General features: G+C 53.8%; 12 protein-coding genes and 1 pseudogene. 2 read left to right on the top strand and 11 right to left on the bottom strand.

What is annotated here, in order from left to right:
• The 7 genes and pseudogenes from HJG40_RS04040 to HJG40_RS04010 all read right to left on the bottom strand — a co-directional run.
• Window positions 1-775: pseudogene (locus HJG40_RS04040) on the bottom strand (ammonium transporter); the annotation flags it as partial.
• Between the two features lie 52 nt (window positions 776-827).
• Window positions 828-1,166 carry a P-II family nitrogen regulator gene (gene glnK / locus HJG40_RS04035; RefSeq protein WP_010639279.1) on the bottom strand — a complete coding sequence of 113 codons (339 nt, stop codon included), beginning with the start codon at window positions 1,164-1,166 and terminating at the stop codon, window positions 828-830.
• Between the two features lie 55 nt (window positions 1,167-1,221).
• On the bottom strand, window positions 1,222-2,400 hold the full coding sequence (locus tag HJG40_RS04030; RefSeq protein WP_215863004.1) for an outer membrane beta-barrel protein: 1,179 nt from the start codon (window positions 2,398-2,400) through the stop codon (window positions 1,222-1,224).
• A 142-nt stretch (window positions 2,401-2,542) separates the two neighbouring features.
• Entirely contained in the window at window positions 2,543-4,039 is a 1,497-nt protein-coding gene (locus HJG40_RS04025) for a SpoVR family protein (protein WP_215863003.1), read from the bottom strand.
• On the bottom strand, window positions 4,032-5,336 hold the full coding sequence (locus HJG40_RS04020) for a YeaH/YhbH family protein (protein WP_215863002.1): 1,305 nt from the start codon (window positions 5,334-5,336) through the stop codon (window positions 4,032-4,034). Before HJG40_RS04020 ends, HJG40_RS04025 begins: the two co-directional genes overlap by 8 nt.
• A gap of 225 nt (window positions 5,337-5,561) precedes the next feature.
• Window positions 5,562-6,884, bottom strand: coding sequence for an ammonium transporter (locus HJG40_RS04015; protein ID WP_226857086.1), 1,323 nt, complete (start codon window positions 6,882-6,884; stop codon window positions 5,562-5,564).
• A 221-nt stretch (window positions 6,885-7,105) separates the two neighbouring features.
• Window positions 7,106-9,040, bottom strand: a complete 1,935-nt coding sequence (locus HJG40_RS04010) for a PrkA family serine protein kinase (protein ID WP_215863001.1) — start codon at window positions 9,038-9,040, stop codon at window positions 7,106-7,108.
• Window positions 9,041-9,248: 208 nt separating this feature from the next.
• Here HJG40_RS04010 and HJG40_RS04005 point away from each other — a divergent pair, with 208 nt between their 5' ends.
• The gene (locus tag HJG40_RS04005) at window positions 9,249-9,506 is read left to right on the top strand and encodes a hypothetical protein (RefSeq protein WP_215863000.1); all 258 of its coding nucleotides are present in this window, start codon (window positions 9,249-9,251) and stop codon (window positions 9,504-9,506) included.
• A 138-nt stretch (window positions 9,507-9,644) separates the two neighbouring features.
• Window positions 9,645-10,595 carry a PDC sensor domain-containing protein gene (locus tag HJG40_RS04000; protein WP_215862999.1) on the top strand — a complete coding sequence of 317 codons (951 nt, stop codon included), beginning with the start codon at window positions 9,645-9,647 and terminating at the stop codon, window positions 10,593-10,595.
• Here HJG40_RS04000 and HJG40_RS03995 read toward each other — a convergent pair.
• The 4 genes from HJG40_RS03995 to HJG40_RS03980 all read right to left on the bottom strand — a co-directional run bounded on the left by HJG40_RS03995 (window position 10,592) and on the right by HJG40_RS03980 (window position 17,385).
• Window positions 10,592-13,978 carry a transglutaminase family protein gene (locus HJG40_RS03995; RefSeq protein ID WP_215862998.1) on the bottom strand — a complete coding sequence of 1,129 codons (3,387 nt, stop codon included), beginning with the start codon at window positions 13,976-13,978 and terminating at the stop codon, window positions 10,592-10,594. The genes HJG40_RS04000 and HJG40_RS03995 overlap by 4 nt on opposite strands.
• A 32-nt stretch (window positions 13,979-14,010) precedes the next feature.
• Window positions 14,011-14,997: an alpha-E domain-containing protein gene (locus tag HJG40_RS03990; RefSeq protein WP_215862997.1), complete on the bottom strand. Its 987-nt coding sequence runs from the start codon at window positions 14,995-14,997 to the stop codon at window positions 14,011-14,013.
• A gap of 9 nt (window positions 14,998-15,006) precedes the next feature.
• Window positions 15,007-16,446 carry a circularly permuted type 2 ATP-grasp protein gene (locus HJG40_RS03985; RefSeq protein WP_226857084.1) on the bottom strand — a complete coding sequence of 480 codons (1,440 nt, stop codon included), beginning with the start codon at window positions 16,444-16,446 and terminating at the stop codon, window positions 15,007-15,009.
• A gap of 189 nt (window positions 16,447-16,635) precedes the next feature.
• Window positions 16,636-17,385, bottom strand: coding sequence for a proteasome-type protease (locus HJG40_RS03980; protein WP_215862996.1), 750 nt, complete (start codon window positions 17,383-17,385; stop codon window positions 16,636-16,638).
• Window positions 17,386-17,466: the final 81 nt, after the last annotated feature.

Here is a 17,466-nt window from a genome sequence, read left to right as displayed (position 1 = left end):
TATCCATAATCGTCCAGACGATCACGCTGACGGCGGTGGCAATATTGGTATTCAATACGGCAGCACCGGCGTCGCGGCTGGCAGCATAGGGATCACCGCCGTTGAAGCCGTTCCAGCCGAGCCAGAGAATACCCGCACCTACCAGCATCAACAGCACGTTGTTGGGCTGGAAGTTTTCACGATCCCGAGCAAGGCGGGGACCAATCACTGCCGCACCGACAAACCCGGCAATACCTGCAGAAAGATGGATGACGTAACCACCGGAGTAATCGATAACGCCAAGAGTAGAAAGAAAACCACCACCCCAGAGACTGAAGGCGCCAACGGTGTAAGAAAAGGTCAGCCACAGCGGTACAAATATCATCCAGGCTTTGAAACTCATGCGCCCCAGAAACGCCCCGGCCATAATCACCAAAGTGATAGCCGCAAACACAAACTGAAAGTACACCATGGTCGACATGGGAAATGCCGCCGTAGTGTTGGAAGTCGGTAACAATGCCTGGGTAAGCTCATCATTCATGCTGATAATGGGATGCGGTAAACCAACGAAGGGAAACCATTGATGACCGAAGCCCATATTATAAGCCCAGAGCACCCAGGCAATCAGAACAGCAGCAAAAGCATAAAAGGCCATGAAAGCAGAGTTGACAGCCCATTTCTTTTTAACAATGCCCGCGTAAAGTACCACGAGCCCCGGAACACTTTGCATTCCGACGATAGTTGCGGCAGTAAGCTGCCACGCATTATCGCCCGTATTCAGCCAAGCTACTGACATGAGGTAATTCCCCCTTTTAACAATTTAAGAGCGGTTGTAGAACGGATTAAATTTAAAGTGCGTCGTTACCGGTTTCACCGGTACGGATACGGATGGCATCCAGAACTTCCGAAACAAAGATTTTGCCGTCACCAATTTTGCCGGTTCGGGCGCCTTTCTCGATGGCTTCGATGGCCTGATCGACGGCATCATCACTGATGACGGTTTCGATTTTGACCTTGGGAAGAAAATCTACGACGTATTCAGCACCACGGTAGAGTTCAGTGTGACCTTTCTGGCGCCCGAAGCCTTTGACTTCGGTGACGGTCAGGCCTTGAATCCCCACCGCCGATAAGGCCTCGCGGACATCATCAAGTTTGAAGGGTTTAACAATGGCAGTAATCAATTTCATGACGTTACCTCTTGCACAGGGTTGGAACATCCCGGGGGTAATACCCCCCCGGGGGTTAGAACATAAAGCCGGTCTCGACCATGCCACGGACCTGGCTTTTGGCGAGCCCAGCGGTACCTGCGAAACCGGTACCGCTGGCCATGCTGGCCTTGACATAAGAGAGTTCGGCGCGGGCAAAAAAGCCGCCATCCTGATAGGTGGGCGTGGCCGTCAGCGACCAGGCGTGAGATCCTGCCCCGAAGCCTGTCAGATTGGCCGAGCCATCCGTGGCGCTTCCCGAGTTGCTGATATATTCGACGCGACCAGCCAGGGAAATCTTGTCCGTCAGGCTGTAGTTGGCGAGGATGGCGCCCCCCAGGGTGCTGGTGGTTTTGCTGCCTGCACCCAAGGCCTGGATGGCACTGGCAGGAACGCTGGTGTATTGCATATAGTGGGTGACGACAAGATTACCCCCGCTGTAGGTGTACCCGACATCGACAATAGCCTCATTATTTTGCAAAGGCGTGGTGGCAATGCTGGAGTAGGCATAATCCGTATGACCCAGATTCCCGCCACTCTCAACGAAGAGCGTGTTCTGCTTGTCCAGCGCCCAGCTGACCATGCCGCTCATCCAGTTGAAACGATTGGAGTAAAATCCGTCATTCCAGGAGACGGCGGCGGTAATGGGTCCGGCACTATAGTTGAACTGGATACCCTTATTGACGGCATTTTCCTGGCCCCAGAGCAGGCCCCGCGCAATATTCCAGTTCTGATAGCTGAAGGTATATTCCGCGCCGATCAGGGTAAAAAGTTTGCCGATTTGGACGTTAAAATGATCATTCGGGGCAATTTCAATATAACCCGTGGGCAGCGCTCCAAAAGTGTCTTGGGTAAACGTCCCGGTAGAAGCGTAATTGGCACCGAGGGTCATGACGTTATAGGCACCGGCCTGGACGGCAAATTGAACGAGGCCGGAATTTTTGGAGATCATGACCATGCCATTGCTGATATCGGCAGAGGCGGATTTGCTACCCGGAAAGCTGGAGCTGGGGAACTTGTTGTCCTGCCATACCCCATAGCCACTGGCTACGCCTTGAACATTCAGGGTACCCAAAGGACCGGCATTGAAGGTCAGCGGGCTGGGTAGAGCCAAGGGGTCTGCCTCGGCGTTGTCCATGGCGAAGGGCGAAACAGCCAGCATCGCCAGGAAAATGGGGTGATATCGACTGCTGAATGTTTTTTTGCTGTTTTTCATTGAAGTAACGCTCCCTGTCAGTGTAGTTGCAGAAAGCGTTTAGCAAATTCAATGCCATGAAAAAAATCATTAAAAAACAGACTGATTAGTAAATTTAACGAGGGTGTGCTTAGAGGAATGCACCAAAATAGTGCTTGATGCATTAAAGTGGTGCGTTATCGCCCGGCCGGGGTTGTGGCACCGTCAAGGTCTGATCTTCAATATCCAGATGGACGTCATAACCCCAGAGCTGCTGTATATATCCCAAAGTCTTTTGGGCTTCTTCCAGGTCCAGGGCCTGCTGGTCCATTTGTTTCAGACGTAACTGCCTATCTCCCCAGCGATCTACAGAGATGACCTGAATGTCCGGAGGGCGGCTACTGTCGGCAATTTGCTGGGCGAGAGCTTCGCGCAGGTGTTGGTAGCCCGCATCATCATGAATGGCGCTGACCCGGTAGGTCGCTTTATCTACCGCGTTGTGCAGGGAGAACAGATGTAAATCCCGCATCACCTTGGGTGAAAGATATTGCAGTACAAAGCTCTCATCACGAAATTCGCGCATGGCAAAGTGAATGTGTTTCAGCCAGTCCGGGTCGCCGGCAAAACTGAACCAGCGCCGGTCTTCCTCAGTAGGCGCTACGCAGATCCGTTTGATGTCCTGAAATATGGCAAAACCCAGCGCATAGGGATTGAGGCCACTATAACGGCGGTCATCAAAATCGGGCTGCATGACCACAGCCGTATGGCTGGCGTAAAACTCCAGCAGCGTACCATCCGTCAGTAAACCCTTGGCGTGGAGGCTGTGCATGATGTGATAGTGGACAAAGCAGGCAAAGCCTTCATTCATGATTTTGGTCTGGCCCTGCGGGTAAAGATATTGGGTGATTTTGCGGACAATGCGCAAAATTTCCCGTTTCCAGCCTTCCAGATGCGGGGCATTTTTTTCAATGAAGTAGAGCAGGTTTTCTTGTGGTTCAGAGGGGAAAATGTCCGGAGAATGGGTGCTGGGAGTGTGTGCAGGGGGCAGGGTGCGCCATATTTCCAAAACCTGCTGTTCCAGATAACGTTCCCGTTCCTGCCAGCGCTGTTCTTCTTCCCGCGCCGAAAGCTGTCGCGGGCGGCGCGCCCGGTCAATGCCGTTGCGACTGATGGCATGGGCAGCGTCGAGGACATCGGTCACCGCATCCATCCCGAAGCGTTCTTCGCATTGGGCAATATAGCGTTGGGCAAAAGCCAGATAATCGATAATCCCTTCGGCGTCTGTCCATTGCCGGAAAAAAGCATTGTTTTTGAAAAAGGCGTTATGTCCAAAAGCAGCATGGGCAATGACCAGGGTCTGCATGGTCATGGTGTTTTCTTCCATGAGATAACTGATGCAGGGATCACTGTTGATGACCAGCTCATAGGCCAAACCCATTTCACCGCGCCGGTACTGACCAGACTCAATGGCGCGCTGTTTGCCAAAAGACCAGTGCGCGTAATAGACCGGCAAGCCGATAGACGCGTAGGCATCGAGCATTTGCTCGGCGCTGATGACTTCCAACTGATTGGGATAGGTATCCAGATGGAGTTCTTCTGCGGCGATGACGGCAATCGCTTCTGTGACCGCATCCAGTCGTGGAAAAGTCCAATCGTTATCCGTAAACAAGAACTTAGACATGGCTGGGGATCTCCTCGCTGGAAAACAGGGTGCGGAAGAGCGGGTAAATATCTTCCCGGGCACTGGCTCTGGCGGTGATCAGTTCAGGGTAATCTTCCGCTATGTCATCATAAAGTTGCAGAAGATCACTTTCGTTTTCACGGTTGACCTCCAGGTAAAAGAGATTGCGCAGGCGCGGTAAAAGCTGATGTAGGTGTTCAGCCACGACCGTATTATCGGCAAAATAGTTGTCACCATCGGAAACCTGCGCGACGTAGACATTCCAGCGGTCGACCGGAAAGCGTTTGGCCATGATGTCTTCGGTGAGCATGATGGCCGGAGAAACCAGGGTGCCGCCACCCTCCCGGGCACCAAAAAAGGCCTGTTCAGTACATTCTGTTGCCGTACTGTGATGTTTGATGAAAACAATTTGTACGGCTTGATAATGGCGATGCAGAAAAAGGTAGAGCAGCAGAAAAAAACGCTTGGCCAGATCTTTTTCCTTTTCGCCCATACTGCCCGAAACATCCATGACACAAAACATGACCGCATTGGTGATGGGATGAGGTTGCTGGTCGATATGGGCAAAGCGCAGGTCGGCTTCATCAATAAAGGGAATCGCCTTGATTTTGCGCGCCAGGATGGAAATCTGTTCTTCCAGATTTTTCAGACGTTCCTGTTCCAGGGAAACATCCGCCTTGCGGGCAATGCGTGTGCTGATTTCCTCCTGCAGTTTGCTGCGGGCTTCTTCAAGCTCCTGAAGCTCGCGGCGTTTGCCGGCACGCAGAGCCAGACGGCGAGCCCGGGCAGCGCGCATGGTGCGGCCGACATGCATACGTGAGGGGCTGCCGTCCTTGATAAATCCGGCGCGACGCCATTGTTCCGCCTGGACATCGCCCTGCGCGGTTTTGCGTAAATTGGGCAAAGCCAGTCCATCAAAAAGCAAATCCAGAAACTCATCGGCGGACAGGACGATGGCGACTTCGTCATCGCCCAGGCCATCGGGAGAACCTTCACGGCCCTGACCGGCACCCCCGCCTTCGGGTTTGTTGATTTCGTCGCCACGCTGGTATTCCTTGTTACCAGGCAAGACCCTTTCCCATGAGGAGTCGCTGAGATCCCGGCGGAAGCTGGGTTCATGTAAATCGCGGGTGGGTATGGAAATGGGTTGATCAGCGTTTGCCAGATCTTCAATGGAACCGGAACGCGCCATTTTTTCCACAGCGCTTTTCAGGCGGGCGCGCACCCTTCTTTGAAGACGCTCCTGATTACTGGTGGATCGGGTTCCGGAACTGCGCCGGTCGATAATCGTACTCATGGCAGACTCCTCGGAAAACCAAGTCTTTTCCGGATGATGACGCAAGAGAATGACTGCGGGATGCTCTCGTTACAGGTTGAGCAGAGCACGCTCGATACTTCCAGTTTACGCGCGTAGATCGTTCTGGAAAACAGGCAGAAATATGCCTGCAAATCGTGTTCTGATCAGCCCGCCCAGGGACCTGTGCCGGGCCTTGCAGCGGCCCGACACCGGTCCATTTTCGGGTTATTCGTAAACCTGCTCACCATGCTGGGTAATATCCAGCCCTTCCCTTTCCTGCTCTTCTTTGACGCGCAAGCCGAGGGTCCAGTCGATGGCTTTCAGAATGATGAAGCTGACGATGGCGTCATACACAATCGTGACGCCCACTCCGGTGGCCTGGATCAGCAACTGCCCAGTATTGCCTTCCAGCACGCCAGCCGTGCCGCCGATAGCTTTGACGGCAAACACCCCGGTGAGCAGCGCGCCGACAATACCACCCATGGCGTGGACCCCGAAGGCATCCAGGGAATCATCGTAGCCCATCCAGTTTTTCAGGTAGACGGAGGCCCAGAAACAAATGACGCCGGCTGCAATCCCTATCCACAATGCGCCCATGGGACCAACAAAACCGGAAGCCGGGGTGATGGCTACCAGCCCAGCGACAGCTCCGGAAGTCATGCCCAATACCGTGGGTTTACCCCGCGCCACCCACTCTGCGAACATCCAGGCCAGAGCCGCGACCGCAGTAGCAATTTGTGTAACCGCCAGCGCCATGCCTGCCCGATCACTGGCTGCGACCGCAGACCCGGCATTGAATCCAAACCAGCCTACCCACAGTAACGAAGCGCCTATCAGTGTGTACATGAGATTATTGGGGTGCATGGCATCATGCTTGTAGCCGACGCGCTTGCCCATGACCAGCGCCGCTACCAGGCCAGCTACACCGGCATTGATGTGCACCACGGTACCGCCGGCGTAGTCGAGGACGCCATCGGCGCCCAGCCAGCCGCCGGGTCCCCAGACCATGTGGGCGATGGGTGCATAGACCAGCAGGGACCACAGACCGGTAAACCAGAGCAGGGCCGAAAATTTCATGCGCTCTGCGAAAGCGCCCACAATCAGTGCCGGGGTGATAATGGCAAAAGTCATCTGGAAGGTCATGTACACGGATTCCGGGATGGTCGGCGCCAGACTGCTGACCGAATCCAGCCCCAGGCCATTGAGGAACAAGCGACTCATGCCCCCCATAAAGGCATTACCTGTGGTGAAAGACAGGCTGTATCCCAGCATCATCCACAATACCGAAATCAGCGCCGTGACCGCGAAACTCTGGGCAGCTGTCGCCAGCACATTTTTTTTGCGGACCATGCCTGCATAAAACAACGCCAGACCCGGCACGGTCATGAGCAGCACCAGTGCCGTAGATGTCAGCATCCAGGCAGTATCCCCACTATTGAAACTGGGCGTGCTGGTACCTGCCTCTGCCAGCGGACTCCCCAGAAGTGCGAGGGCACCCACCCATGCCGTTCCTCGAAATATGTATTGCCTTGCTCCCTTCTTCATCATATCGCTCCTTTTTTTCCATCGTTCCTGAGGCTGAATGCCCCGTGTGTGCAATTTTGGATTAGCAAAAACCGTGCAAGCCATTAAAAACAACGAATAGAGGTATTTTGAGCCAGGAGAGAGAGCAAATCATCGAAAATTTGCACTAATATGGTGCAGCGTTTTCAGGGTAAAATAATGCCCGCAGACGCGGGCAAAGATCAGAATTGGATAGATCCCGAATTTCAGTGGTGTTTACGATAGCGCATATACCAGTCCACCAGCAGGCGTACCTGTTTTTCCGTGTAGCCTTTTCGGGTCATGCGAGCTACAAAATCCTGATGTTTCCGTTCATCGTCGGAAGAACTTTTTTTGCCGAAGGAAATCACCGGCAAGAGGTCTTCAGTATTGGCAAACATTTTCTTTTCGATAACCGCACGCAGTTTTTCATAGCTGGTCCAGGAAGGGCTGATCCCATCATTGGAAGCCTTTACCCGCAGGACAAAATTGACTACTTCATTGCGGAAGTCCTTGGGATTGGCAATACCCGCCGGTTTCTCGATTTTTTCCAGCTCTTCGTTCAGTAGGCCGCGATCCATGAGTTGGCCGGTGTCGGGGTCACGGAATTCGTTATCCTGGAGCCAGAAGTCAGCATATTGAATGTAACGATCAAAAAGATTCTGACCGTAATCCCCATAACTTTCGAGATAGGCTTTCTGGATTTCCAGACCCAGAAATTCGGCATAGCGGGGTGCCAGTTCGGTTTTCAGAAAAGCCAGATAATGGGATTCGGTGTCCGCAGGGAACTGTTCGGCACGAATTTGCGTTTCCAGCACGTGCAGCAGATGGACGGGATTGGCAGCGACTTCGTCACTGTCAAAATTGAAGGTTCGCGACATGATTTTGTAGGCAAAACGGGTAGAAATGCCATCCATGCCTTCATCCACGCCGGCAGCATCCCGGTATTCTTGCAGGCTTTTGGCCTTGGGATCCTTGTCTTTCAAGGATTTGCCGTCATAGATTTCCATTTTGGACCAGAGACTGCTGTTGCCCGGTTCCTTGAGACGGCTGAGCACTGAAAAGCGCGCCAGCATGTCCATGGTGTCGGGTGCGCAAGGGGCATTACTGAGGGCGCTGCTTTCCAGGAGTTTGTGGTAGATGCGGGTTTCTTCCGTGACCCGCAGACAGTAGGGCACCTTGACAATATATACCCGGTCAAGAAAGGCCTCATTACGCTTGTTGTTGCGGAAAGCGGACCATTCCGATTCGTTGCTGTGGGCGAGGATAATGCCCTGAAAAGGCATGGCTCCAAAGCCCTCGGTACCATTGTAGGTGCCCTCTTGGGTGGCAGTCAGCAGCGGATGCAGCATCTTGATCGGTGCCTTGAACATTTCCACGAATTCGAGAACGCCCTGGGTGGCGACATTCAGGCCACCCGCGTAGGAGTAGGCATCGGGATCATCCTGGGAAAAATCTTCCAGCTTGCGAATATCCACTTTGCCCACCAGGCTGGATATGTCCTGATTATTTTCGTCGCCGGGCTCCACTTTGGTAATGCCGATTTGATGCAATTGCGATGGCATCAGGCGCTGCACCGTAAATTTACGGATGTCGCCGCCAAATTCGCGCAAGCGTTTGGCCGCCCAGGGAGACATCACGCCATTCAGGGCACGACGGGGAATACCAAAACGGTCCTCCAGTATGGGGCCATCTTCATCACGATCAAACAAACCCAAAGGTGATTCGTAAAGAGGCGAAACCTTGCCGTTGGCGGCCAGACAGTAAATGGGATACTGCTCCATCAGGGTCTTTAACCGCTCGGCCAAAGAAGATTTGGCAGCCCCAACCGGACCCAGCAAGTAGAGAATCTGCTTGCGTTCTTCCAGTCCCTGGGCGGCATGGCGGAAATAGGCCACCAGGTTTTCGACAACATCTTCAATGCCGTAAAAATCCTTGAAAGCCGGGTAGGTGAGCAACTTGCGATTCATGAATATTCGCGACAGTCGGGGATCAGCCTGAGTGTCAATCATCTGCGGCTCACCGATGGCAGCCAGCATACGTTCTGCAGCGCTGGCATAGGCTATGGGTTCTCGGGCACAGAGATCCAGATAAGCATCCAGGGAAAGGGTGACTTCCTGCTGTTGCAGAAAACGCTCTTGATAACGGTCGAATAACGCCATTTGCCACTCCTTGCGGCGAAGCCGCGATGGTTTACAGCCTGAATCTTTTGGACATGCACGCGACCTTAGGGTTCAGGTGTTGAAGGATGTGTTTTTGTTAAGCATTTCCTGTGCCAAAGTGCGGGCAGTTCTGGTTATTTCCCCCGATGAGGCCTGCTGTGTATTCCTGCACTGTGTACTGACAAATTGTTCGTCAGTGGTGCGCTCTATGCACGATTATGGTGCATGGCGGCGGGTTACGCCAGTCCGCATCCCGACCGGAAAGTTTCTGTCCAGAAATGCCTTACAAAATATTAACCGGCTGTTTATCAGTGGATTATGTGAATATTTGGCGATGAGCATGCGCTTTGCACAAAAAAAAGGGCGGGAGGACCGCCCTGGAAGCCACTTGAGGAGGAGTGATCAGATGACCATGATCAAGTTTTATAAAGCAGAAAGCGTGCCATCTTTTTTTACGAAATGCTGATTCCCGTTTTTAGGTGAGTAGATTGGTTTAAGAAGAGAAGATGTTGAGGATATGGCACGCCCCTTGCTGCACTATCCATAGGTCATGATCTGATCAATTTGCACATAGACGCCACGAGCGACCTGTTGGGGGTGAGTCATGAATCGCTTCGAGCATTTTCGCGAGGTACGCAAGGATCTTGCCGCACTGCTGGGGGGCGTCGTCGATGCCCTTGCCAGTCCGGCATTGTTGCAGCAGCATGCGGATGAACAACGAAAAAAGCTGACTTGCCTCATTAATCGCCACCCTTTTCTGGATTTGTGCTACCTCTTGGATGCGGAGGGTCGGCAAATCGGGGATAATGTGGCTGCTTCCCGGCGCCGTGCTGCTGGTAAAGAGGATGGGGATGGCGTGGATCGCAGCCACCGACCTTATTACCGTCTGGCCCTCAATGCCTTGTCTCCAGTCCTGACCGAACCCTATTTATCTTCAGCCAATGGTCATATTTGTGTGACCGCCGCAGCGCCTATTCGTGATGAAAAGGGGCAACTGCTGGGCATGCTGGTAGCTGATAGCGAGCTGGATAGAGCCCTCGCCCTGCTTGAAGAAGATGATATCCGACGGGGCTTCGAACCCTATTTCAAGGCCATTTATACCCTGTTTTCGACTGGTCTGCTGGCAGTCAGCGCCGCTCTGGGTTTTCATGCGCTCGTCAGCCTGAAGCAGGTCTGGTCGGCGGTTGCCGCGCCAGGGGATTTTACGGCACCCTTTCAGGCGACCATTTTGTTTACCCTGGCGCTGGCCGTATTTGATCTGTCCAAAACCATTTTTGAAGAGGAAGTCCTGCTGCGCAAAGACATTCGTCGTCATAGTACTACGCGACGCACTTTGACCCGATTTATTGCCGCCATCCTGATTGCGGTGTCCATCGAAGGCCTGATGCTCGTGTTCAAATTTGCTCTGGATGCTCCTCAGAATCTTTGGTTGGCGGTACTGCTGCTGGTAGCTGCTGCATTGCTGTTGGTGGCCTTGGGCATATATGTATATCTGGGCGGCCAGGCAGAAGTGCTCCTGTCACAGCATCGTGATCAGCGTCACGATGCGGGTTAGGGCCTTGGCTTTGGGGATCTGGCCATGCGCAGATCGAGAGTATGTGGATAATCCGGTTGTTCTTCATCATAAGGTGCTTGCCAGGGGTATTCACCGCTGCCTCTGGCAACGAAACGTCCCTCACTAGGGAGCGCTTTATCCCCCATGATAGAGGGTGCAGAAGGTATCGATTCGGGTTGGCTATGCCCGGTCGTGGTAAAGCGGGATTGGCGGCGAGCCTCGGCTTCCCAGGCATTGACGGGGAATATTTCCGAATTGCGTCCACCCGGATGCATGACATGGTAGGTACAGCCGCCGATGCTGCGTCCATTCCAGGTGTCGATCAAATCAAATGTCAGTGGCGAATGCACCGGAATGGTTGGATGCAGGGCAGATGGCGGCTGCCAGGCCCGATAACGCACCCCTGCCACCTGGGTATCCGAGGCTCGGGTGGTCTGCAGCGGGACACGCCGCCCATTGCAGGCCAGTATATGTCGTCCGGGAGTCATGCCAGTGACCTTGACCTGCAGACGTTCAATGGACGAGTCCACGTAGCGGGCGGTGCCACTTCCGGTAACCTCCTCACCGAGAACATGCCAGGGCTCAATGGCGGCGCGCAGTTCTATTTGCACATCCCCAATCTGTACATGACCATGTTCTGGAAAGCGAAATTCTGAAAAGGGTGTCAGCCATTCCAGTTGAAAGAGGATCCCGTGGTTTTGCAGATCGGTACAGACCTCGCGCAAATCTTCCCAAACATAATGGGGCAGCATGAAGCGATCATGAAGCGTCGTTCCCCAACGAATCAGGGCATGACGATAAGGATCTTCCCAAAAGCGTAAAATCAGACTGCGGACCAGCAACTGCTGGACCAGGCTCATGCGCGCATGGGGCGGCATTTCAAAGGCACGCAGTTCAACCAGTCCCTGGCGTCCGGCGGAACCGGTCGGCGAGTAAAGTTTGTCAATGCAGATTTCCGCGCGATGGGTATTTCCGGTAATGTCGACCAAAAGATTGCGAAACAGGCGATCTACCAGCCAGGGTTGCACGACAGTGCCCGGTGGTACCTGGGTAAAGGCAATTTCCAGTTCATAAAGTGCTTCATGCCGGGCTTCGTCCACCCGGGGTGACTGGCTGGTCGGGCCAATAAACATTCCGCTGAAAAAATAGGACAGCGCCGGATGATGTTGCCAATAGGTAATGAGACTTTGCAACAAATCCGGACGGCGCAGGAAAGGGCTGTCGCCGGGGGTGGCGCCGCCCAGCGTCATGTGATTGCCGCCGCCGGTACCGGTGTGGCGACCGTCCAGCATGAATTTTTCGGCGGTCAGGCGACAGGCATGGGTTTCTTCATAAAGTAGATTGGTTTTTTCCACCATTTCCGGCCAGCTGGAAGAAGGGTGAATGTTCACCTCAATAACACCGGGGTCCGGTGTGACCAGCAGCTTTTCCAGGCGGGGATCACTGGGCGGAGGGTAACCTTCAATGACGACCGGCATTTTCAGGGCAGCCGCAGTGGCTTCAAGCGCGCTGAGTAGTCGCAAATAATGTTCAGTCACCTGCAGGGGTGGGAAAAAGCAATACAGACAGCCTTGGCGAATTTCCAGGGTGACCGCCGTGTGCGGGATTTCCTCCCAGCTGGGGGCTTTGTTGCTGGCTTGGCTTTTCGCTGTTTGGGATTTATCGCGGCTCTCTACAGTCGGCTTGGCGTGCAAATCCGGTAAGGGCGGTAAAGGCGCGAAGGGGTCCGTTTCCGGTTGCCATTTTTTGTGCGGATCGACCATCCACGGCAGACTATCGAGGGGCAGGCGCATACCTAAAGCCGAGTCACCAGGAATGAGAATCAGGCGTCCGCTGCGAAATACCCAGGTTGCGGAGTGCCAGCACTGCTGATTCCATTCCCAGGCCAAAGGTAGAACCCAACCCACGGGGCGGTCCAGGCCGGTCTGCAGCTTTTCGATGAGGGCCTGACGCTCCAAAGGATCGTCGAGGCGATGGGTACTGAGGTCAATGTTGACCGGAACCCGTCCCTCTTGATGAAGTACATGCCAGGCATCTTCGTAGGCAGGAATGAGCCGGGTGCTGTCTACCTGCAATTGTTCGCAGAGCTGACAGGCGAAATGATGGAGATCTTCGGGTTTCCAGCCGTAATCCTTGAGTGGATCCGCCAGCAATGCCGGATTTTGCCACACCGGCAAGCCATCTTTGCGCCAGTATAAGCCCAAGGCCCATCTGGGCAGGGGTTCGCCCGGATACCATTTACCTTCACCCGTATGCCGCAAAGCCCCTTGCGCAAAATGCTTGCGCAGACGTTCCGAAAGGATCTCAGCGCGTTCCCGTTTGTGTTTGCCCAGTGCCTCCAGATTCCATTGGGGATCATCGACAGCTTCCGTAGCCACAAAAGTGGGCTCCCCGCCCATAGTCAGACGGACATCTGCCGCTTGCAGGCGGTCATCGACAATTCCCCCAAGTACCATGACTTCTTCCCACTGGCTCTCGGTATAGGGTTTGGTGACCCGAGGTATTTCCGGCAGCCGGGTGACCTGGTTGAAAAAATGAAAGGTAACCTCACATTTTCCGGTGGCACCGCTGATCGGTGCGGCACTTTGGTAATGCGGCGTACAGGCCAGTGGAATATGCCCTTCACTGGCAAACAGACCGGAAGTCGGATCCATACCAATCCAGCCTGCCCCGGGGATGTACACTTCCACCCAGGCGTGTAGATCCGTGAAATCCTGGGCGGGGCCGGAGGGCCCTTCGATGGGTGCCTGATCGGCCACCAACTGAACCAGATAGCCGGAAACAAAGCGGGCCGCGAGACCCAGATGTCGTAAAAGCTGTACCAGCAGCCAGGCGCTATCCCGACAGGAACCGCTGGCTTTTTTCAGGGTTTCTTCAGGAGTCTGGACACCGACTTCCATGCGCAGGGTGTAAGCGATGGCCGTTTGTAACTGCTGATTGATGCCGACCAGAAAATCAATGGTCCGCTGTTTGCGTTTGATGATGCCCAGCAACATTTGTTGCAGTAAGCGCCCGGCTTTTTCTTTTTCCAGGTAGGGAGCCAGCTCTTTATATAATGCGGGTTCGTAACGGAAGGGCCAGCGTTCTGCCCGCTCTTCAATAAAAAAATCGAAAGGGTCAATTATGCTGAGATCGGCAATGACTTCGATGTTGAATTTGAGGGCCTTGGCGCGTTCAGGGAAAACCAGACGGGCCTGATAATTCCCGAAAGGATCCTGCTGCCAGTTGAGGAAATGTTTTTCTGGGCTGACTTCCAGTGAATAGGCAAGAATCGGAGTGCGACAGTGCGGCGCTGGCCGCAGACGCAGCACGTGAGGATGGATTTCCACCAAACGATCAAAGTCATACTCGGTCTGATGACGCAGAACGACATGAATACCCATAAATTATCCTCGGTGGTGAAATGCTGTAAGACTTAAGCTTGTGCAACCTGCAAGTGGAGTCCATTCAGAGCATTTTCCGAACTACTATCCTCCCTGGCGAAATAGGTGCCCTGAATGGTCCGATGGACCATGGCGAGATCCCTCTGGGCCTGATCCAGATATTCATGGAGCAGGTCCGGGCGGAGGTCGCTCAATTTCAGCTGATCGAGGCGTCGCCGGGCCCGGCGGACGGCCTCCGCAGGGGTTCCGGCATTGGGCAGATAGGCTAATGCCACTTCCATTTCTCCCAGGCAATATTTCATGCTGCGCGGGAATTTGCCGTCCTTGAGCAGATAGTCCACTACCTGATTACTGCGCACCTGCACGGAAATATGCCGACGGTACATTTCAAAGGCGCTCAGTGACTTCAGAACCCCAATCCACAAGCTGCTGCCCGCCGTTTTCTGCAGGCCCTGATCTTGGGGTAAAATCACGGCACTGGTGACATCGACAATACGCGTGGTCATGTCCGCCCGTTCCATGTTGCGTCCCAGCTTGATGAACTGATAAACATTATCCTGACTCATGCTGCTGATCAGCAGGCCTACCAGGGCGTGGCGTCGGGCAATGACTTCGTTGAGAAAAGCGTAGCGGGCATGACGGCTATCTGCTCCGGAAACCGCCTGATCGCGAACGTACAGAAACAGGGTGTTGAGGCGTTCCCAGAACTCGCCAGGCAGCAAGTCGCGAAACGTCCGGCAGTTTTCCCGAGCTTGATGAATGGCAGCCATGACCGAATTCGGATTGCGCTCGTCGGCTATTAAAAAACGCATAATGCGGTTTTCTTCGGGGGCACCATAAAGCTCTTCATAAAGCGTTGCATCACCGGTGACCTGTAACAGGATATCCCAGCCAAAATAGGCTCCAGGAGGCAGATCCAGCAGCATCAGGGTGGTGGCATTAATCAGGCGGGCGACGTCTTCCGTGCGCTCCAGATAGCGCGCCATCCAGTACAGATTTTCAGCTACTCGGGAAAGCATGGTGCCTCCTCATCGACAATCCAGGTGTCTTTGCTGCCGCCACCCTGGGAGCTGTTCACTACCAGTGACCCGGGCTGCATCGCCACCCGGGTCAACCCCCCCCGTGGTGACATACAGTTTATCCGCTTGCAAAATAAAGGGACGCAGGTCGAGGTGTCGGGCCTCCAGATGATCATCTACCAGTGTGGGTGCGGTGGAAAGATTCAGGGTCGGCTGGGCAATATAGTTGCGCGGATTGGCCTGAATCAGTTCGGCAAAGCGGTCGCGTTCAGCCTGACTGGCGCGGGGGCCGATCAGCATGCCATAACCCCCGGACTCGTTGGCAGGTTTTACCACCAGTTCGGCCAGATGGCTGAGGACATAATCACGATCCGCATCGCGCATGCACAAATAAGTCGGAACATTTGGAATAATGGGTTCGGCGTCCAGATAGTAACGAATGATTTCCGGAACAAAGGCGTACACGACTTTGTCATCGGCTACCCCGGCACCGGGCGCGTTGGCAATGGCCACATTCCCGCGTCGCCAGGCGCGGAGCAGTCCGGGAATACCGAGTACCGAATCCGGAAAAAATACTTCGGGGTCCAGGTAGTCATCATCAATGCGGCGATAAATGACATCGACGCGTTGTAATCCTGAAATGGTACGTAAATAAACAATATCTTCCTTGCTGACGTAAAAATCCGGCCCTTCGGCAAGGTAGGCTCCCATTTGCTGAGCTAAATAACTATGTTCGAAATAAGCCGAATTGTAGATGCCAGGGGTAAGTACGGCGAGCACGGGCTTTTCTTCCGGGCGCGGAGACAAGGCCGCCAGGGTTTCGTACAGGCGATTGGGGTAGTCATCCACGGGCCGGATAATGGATGACTTGAACAACTCCGGGAAAAGTCGCTTCATGATCTGGCGGTTTTCCAGCATGTAAGAGACGCCCGAAGGTACCCGGAGATTATCTTCCAGCACATAGACGGTGCCGTCGGCATCGCGCACCAGATCACTTCCGCAGATGTGTGCCCAGACCCCGAAGGGAGGATGAGTGCCCCGACAGGCTTCCCGAAAATTGCGCGAACCTTCCAGCACTTCGGCCGGGAAAACGCCATCAGCGACAATGCGCTGATCATTGTAAAGGTCATCAATGAATAAGTTGAGTGCCTGCAGGCGCTGCTTGAGGCCCTCTTCAATGCGCGTCCATTCGTTGCTGGAAAGAATCCTCGGGATAATGTCAAAAGGCCAGGCACGATCAATGTTGCCAGCCTCACTATATACGGTAAAAGTGATTCCCATGGCGAGAATGGAAGCATCTGCGGCCTGACGACGCGCCTGCAACTCGCTGCTGTCCAGGGTATTCAGATAATTGAACAGGGGTGCAGCCGCCCGGCGTGGTCGGCCATTTTCATCCACCAGTTCGTCATGGGTAATCTGCTGCTGATAATGGGTTCTGAGCCAGTCCATCTGCTTTGTCTCCTCGTCGCAAGATTCTCGCCCAAGTTTTTGTATGATGAATTAAGCAAAGCGCGTGCCAGTGAGAGCGATCGCTTTGTGGAGGCGGTAAACCGTCACGCCAAGGCCACAACTGCATCATATTAGTGCGTATTGCACCAATAAAGTGCGGCACCGCTCCGTAGGTTTATCCGCCGTTATTCACAACGGTGGCATGATTGTCGGGTTTTCCCAGTCAAACGGAGGAAGACCGTCCAATGCCTGCAAAAGTCCCTGACTCCAGCGTTCACCAAGAGTCCGATAAAAACGGTCTTCTTCGGTCAGTGAAAGATAGCGGCCCATCTGCAAGGAATTAGTTTCATAGATGAGTAACTCAACCGGCGGGCCGACTGTAACATTGCTACGCATGGTGGAGTTCATGGAAACCAGCGCGCAGCGAGCGGTGGCCTCCAGGGATAATTCCGGTCGAATCACGCGGTCGAGTATGGGTTTACCGTATTTGATTTCGCCAATTTGTAAAAAGGGGTGATCTGCTGATTCGTGAATATAATTTCCCTGAGGGTAAATCATGTAGGTGACCGGCACTTCGCTGCCGATCTGACCACCCAAAATAAAAGTGGCCTCAAAATTGGTGTTGGCCGTATCACGGCAGACCTGATTACGCTGGATTTCGGCGTTAATCAGGCCAATGTAATCTGCGGCTTCTGTCATGCTGGAAAGGTTCAGCAGATGGATTTCGGCATTTTGGTCCATATCCTGCTGCAGGCGTTTGACGACTCCCTGGGTGGTGGCCAGATTGCCAGCTGAAAGCAGGCAGAGAAAGCGATCACCCGGCCAGCAAAAATTATGCATTTTTGAGTAAATACTGACATTGTCAGTGCCTGCATTAGTGCGGGAATCAGAACAGAAAACCAGCCCCCCGGAAACGTGGGCAGTGAGGCAGTAAGTCATGAATTATCCCTGTAGGCATGCAGCATTGTGTCGTTATAGTCGCTGATATTTTGGTGTTTTGGAAGCCTGTTCATCATAAGC

The sequence above is a fragment of the Acidithiobacillus concretivorus genome, assembly GCF_018853445.1.
GTDB classification, from domain to species: domain Bacteria; phylum Pseudomonadota; class Gammaproteobacteria; order Acidithiobacillales; family Acidithiobacillaceae; genus Acidithiobacillus; species Acidithiobacillus concretivorus.
The sequence above is the reverse complement of the archived record's forward strand: the minus strand, read 5'-3'. Positions and strand labels throughout refer to the sequence as shown.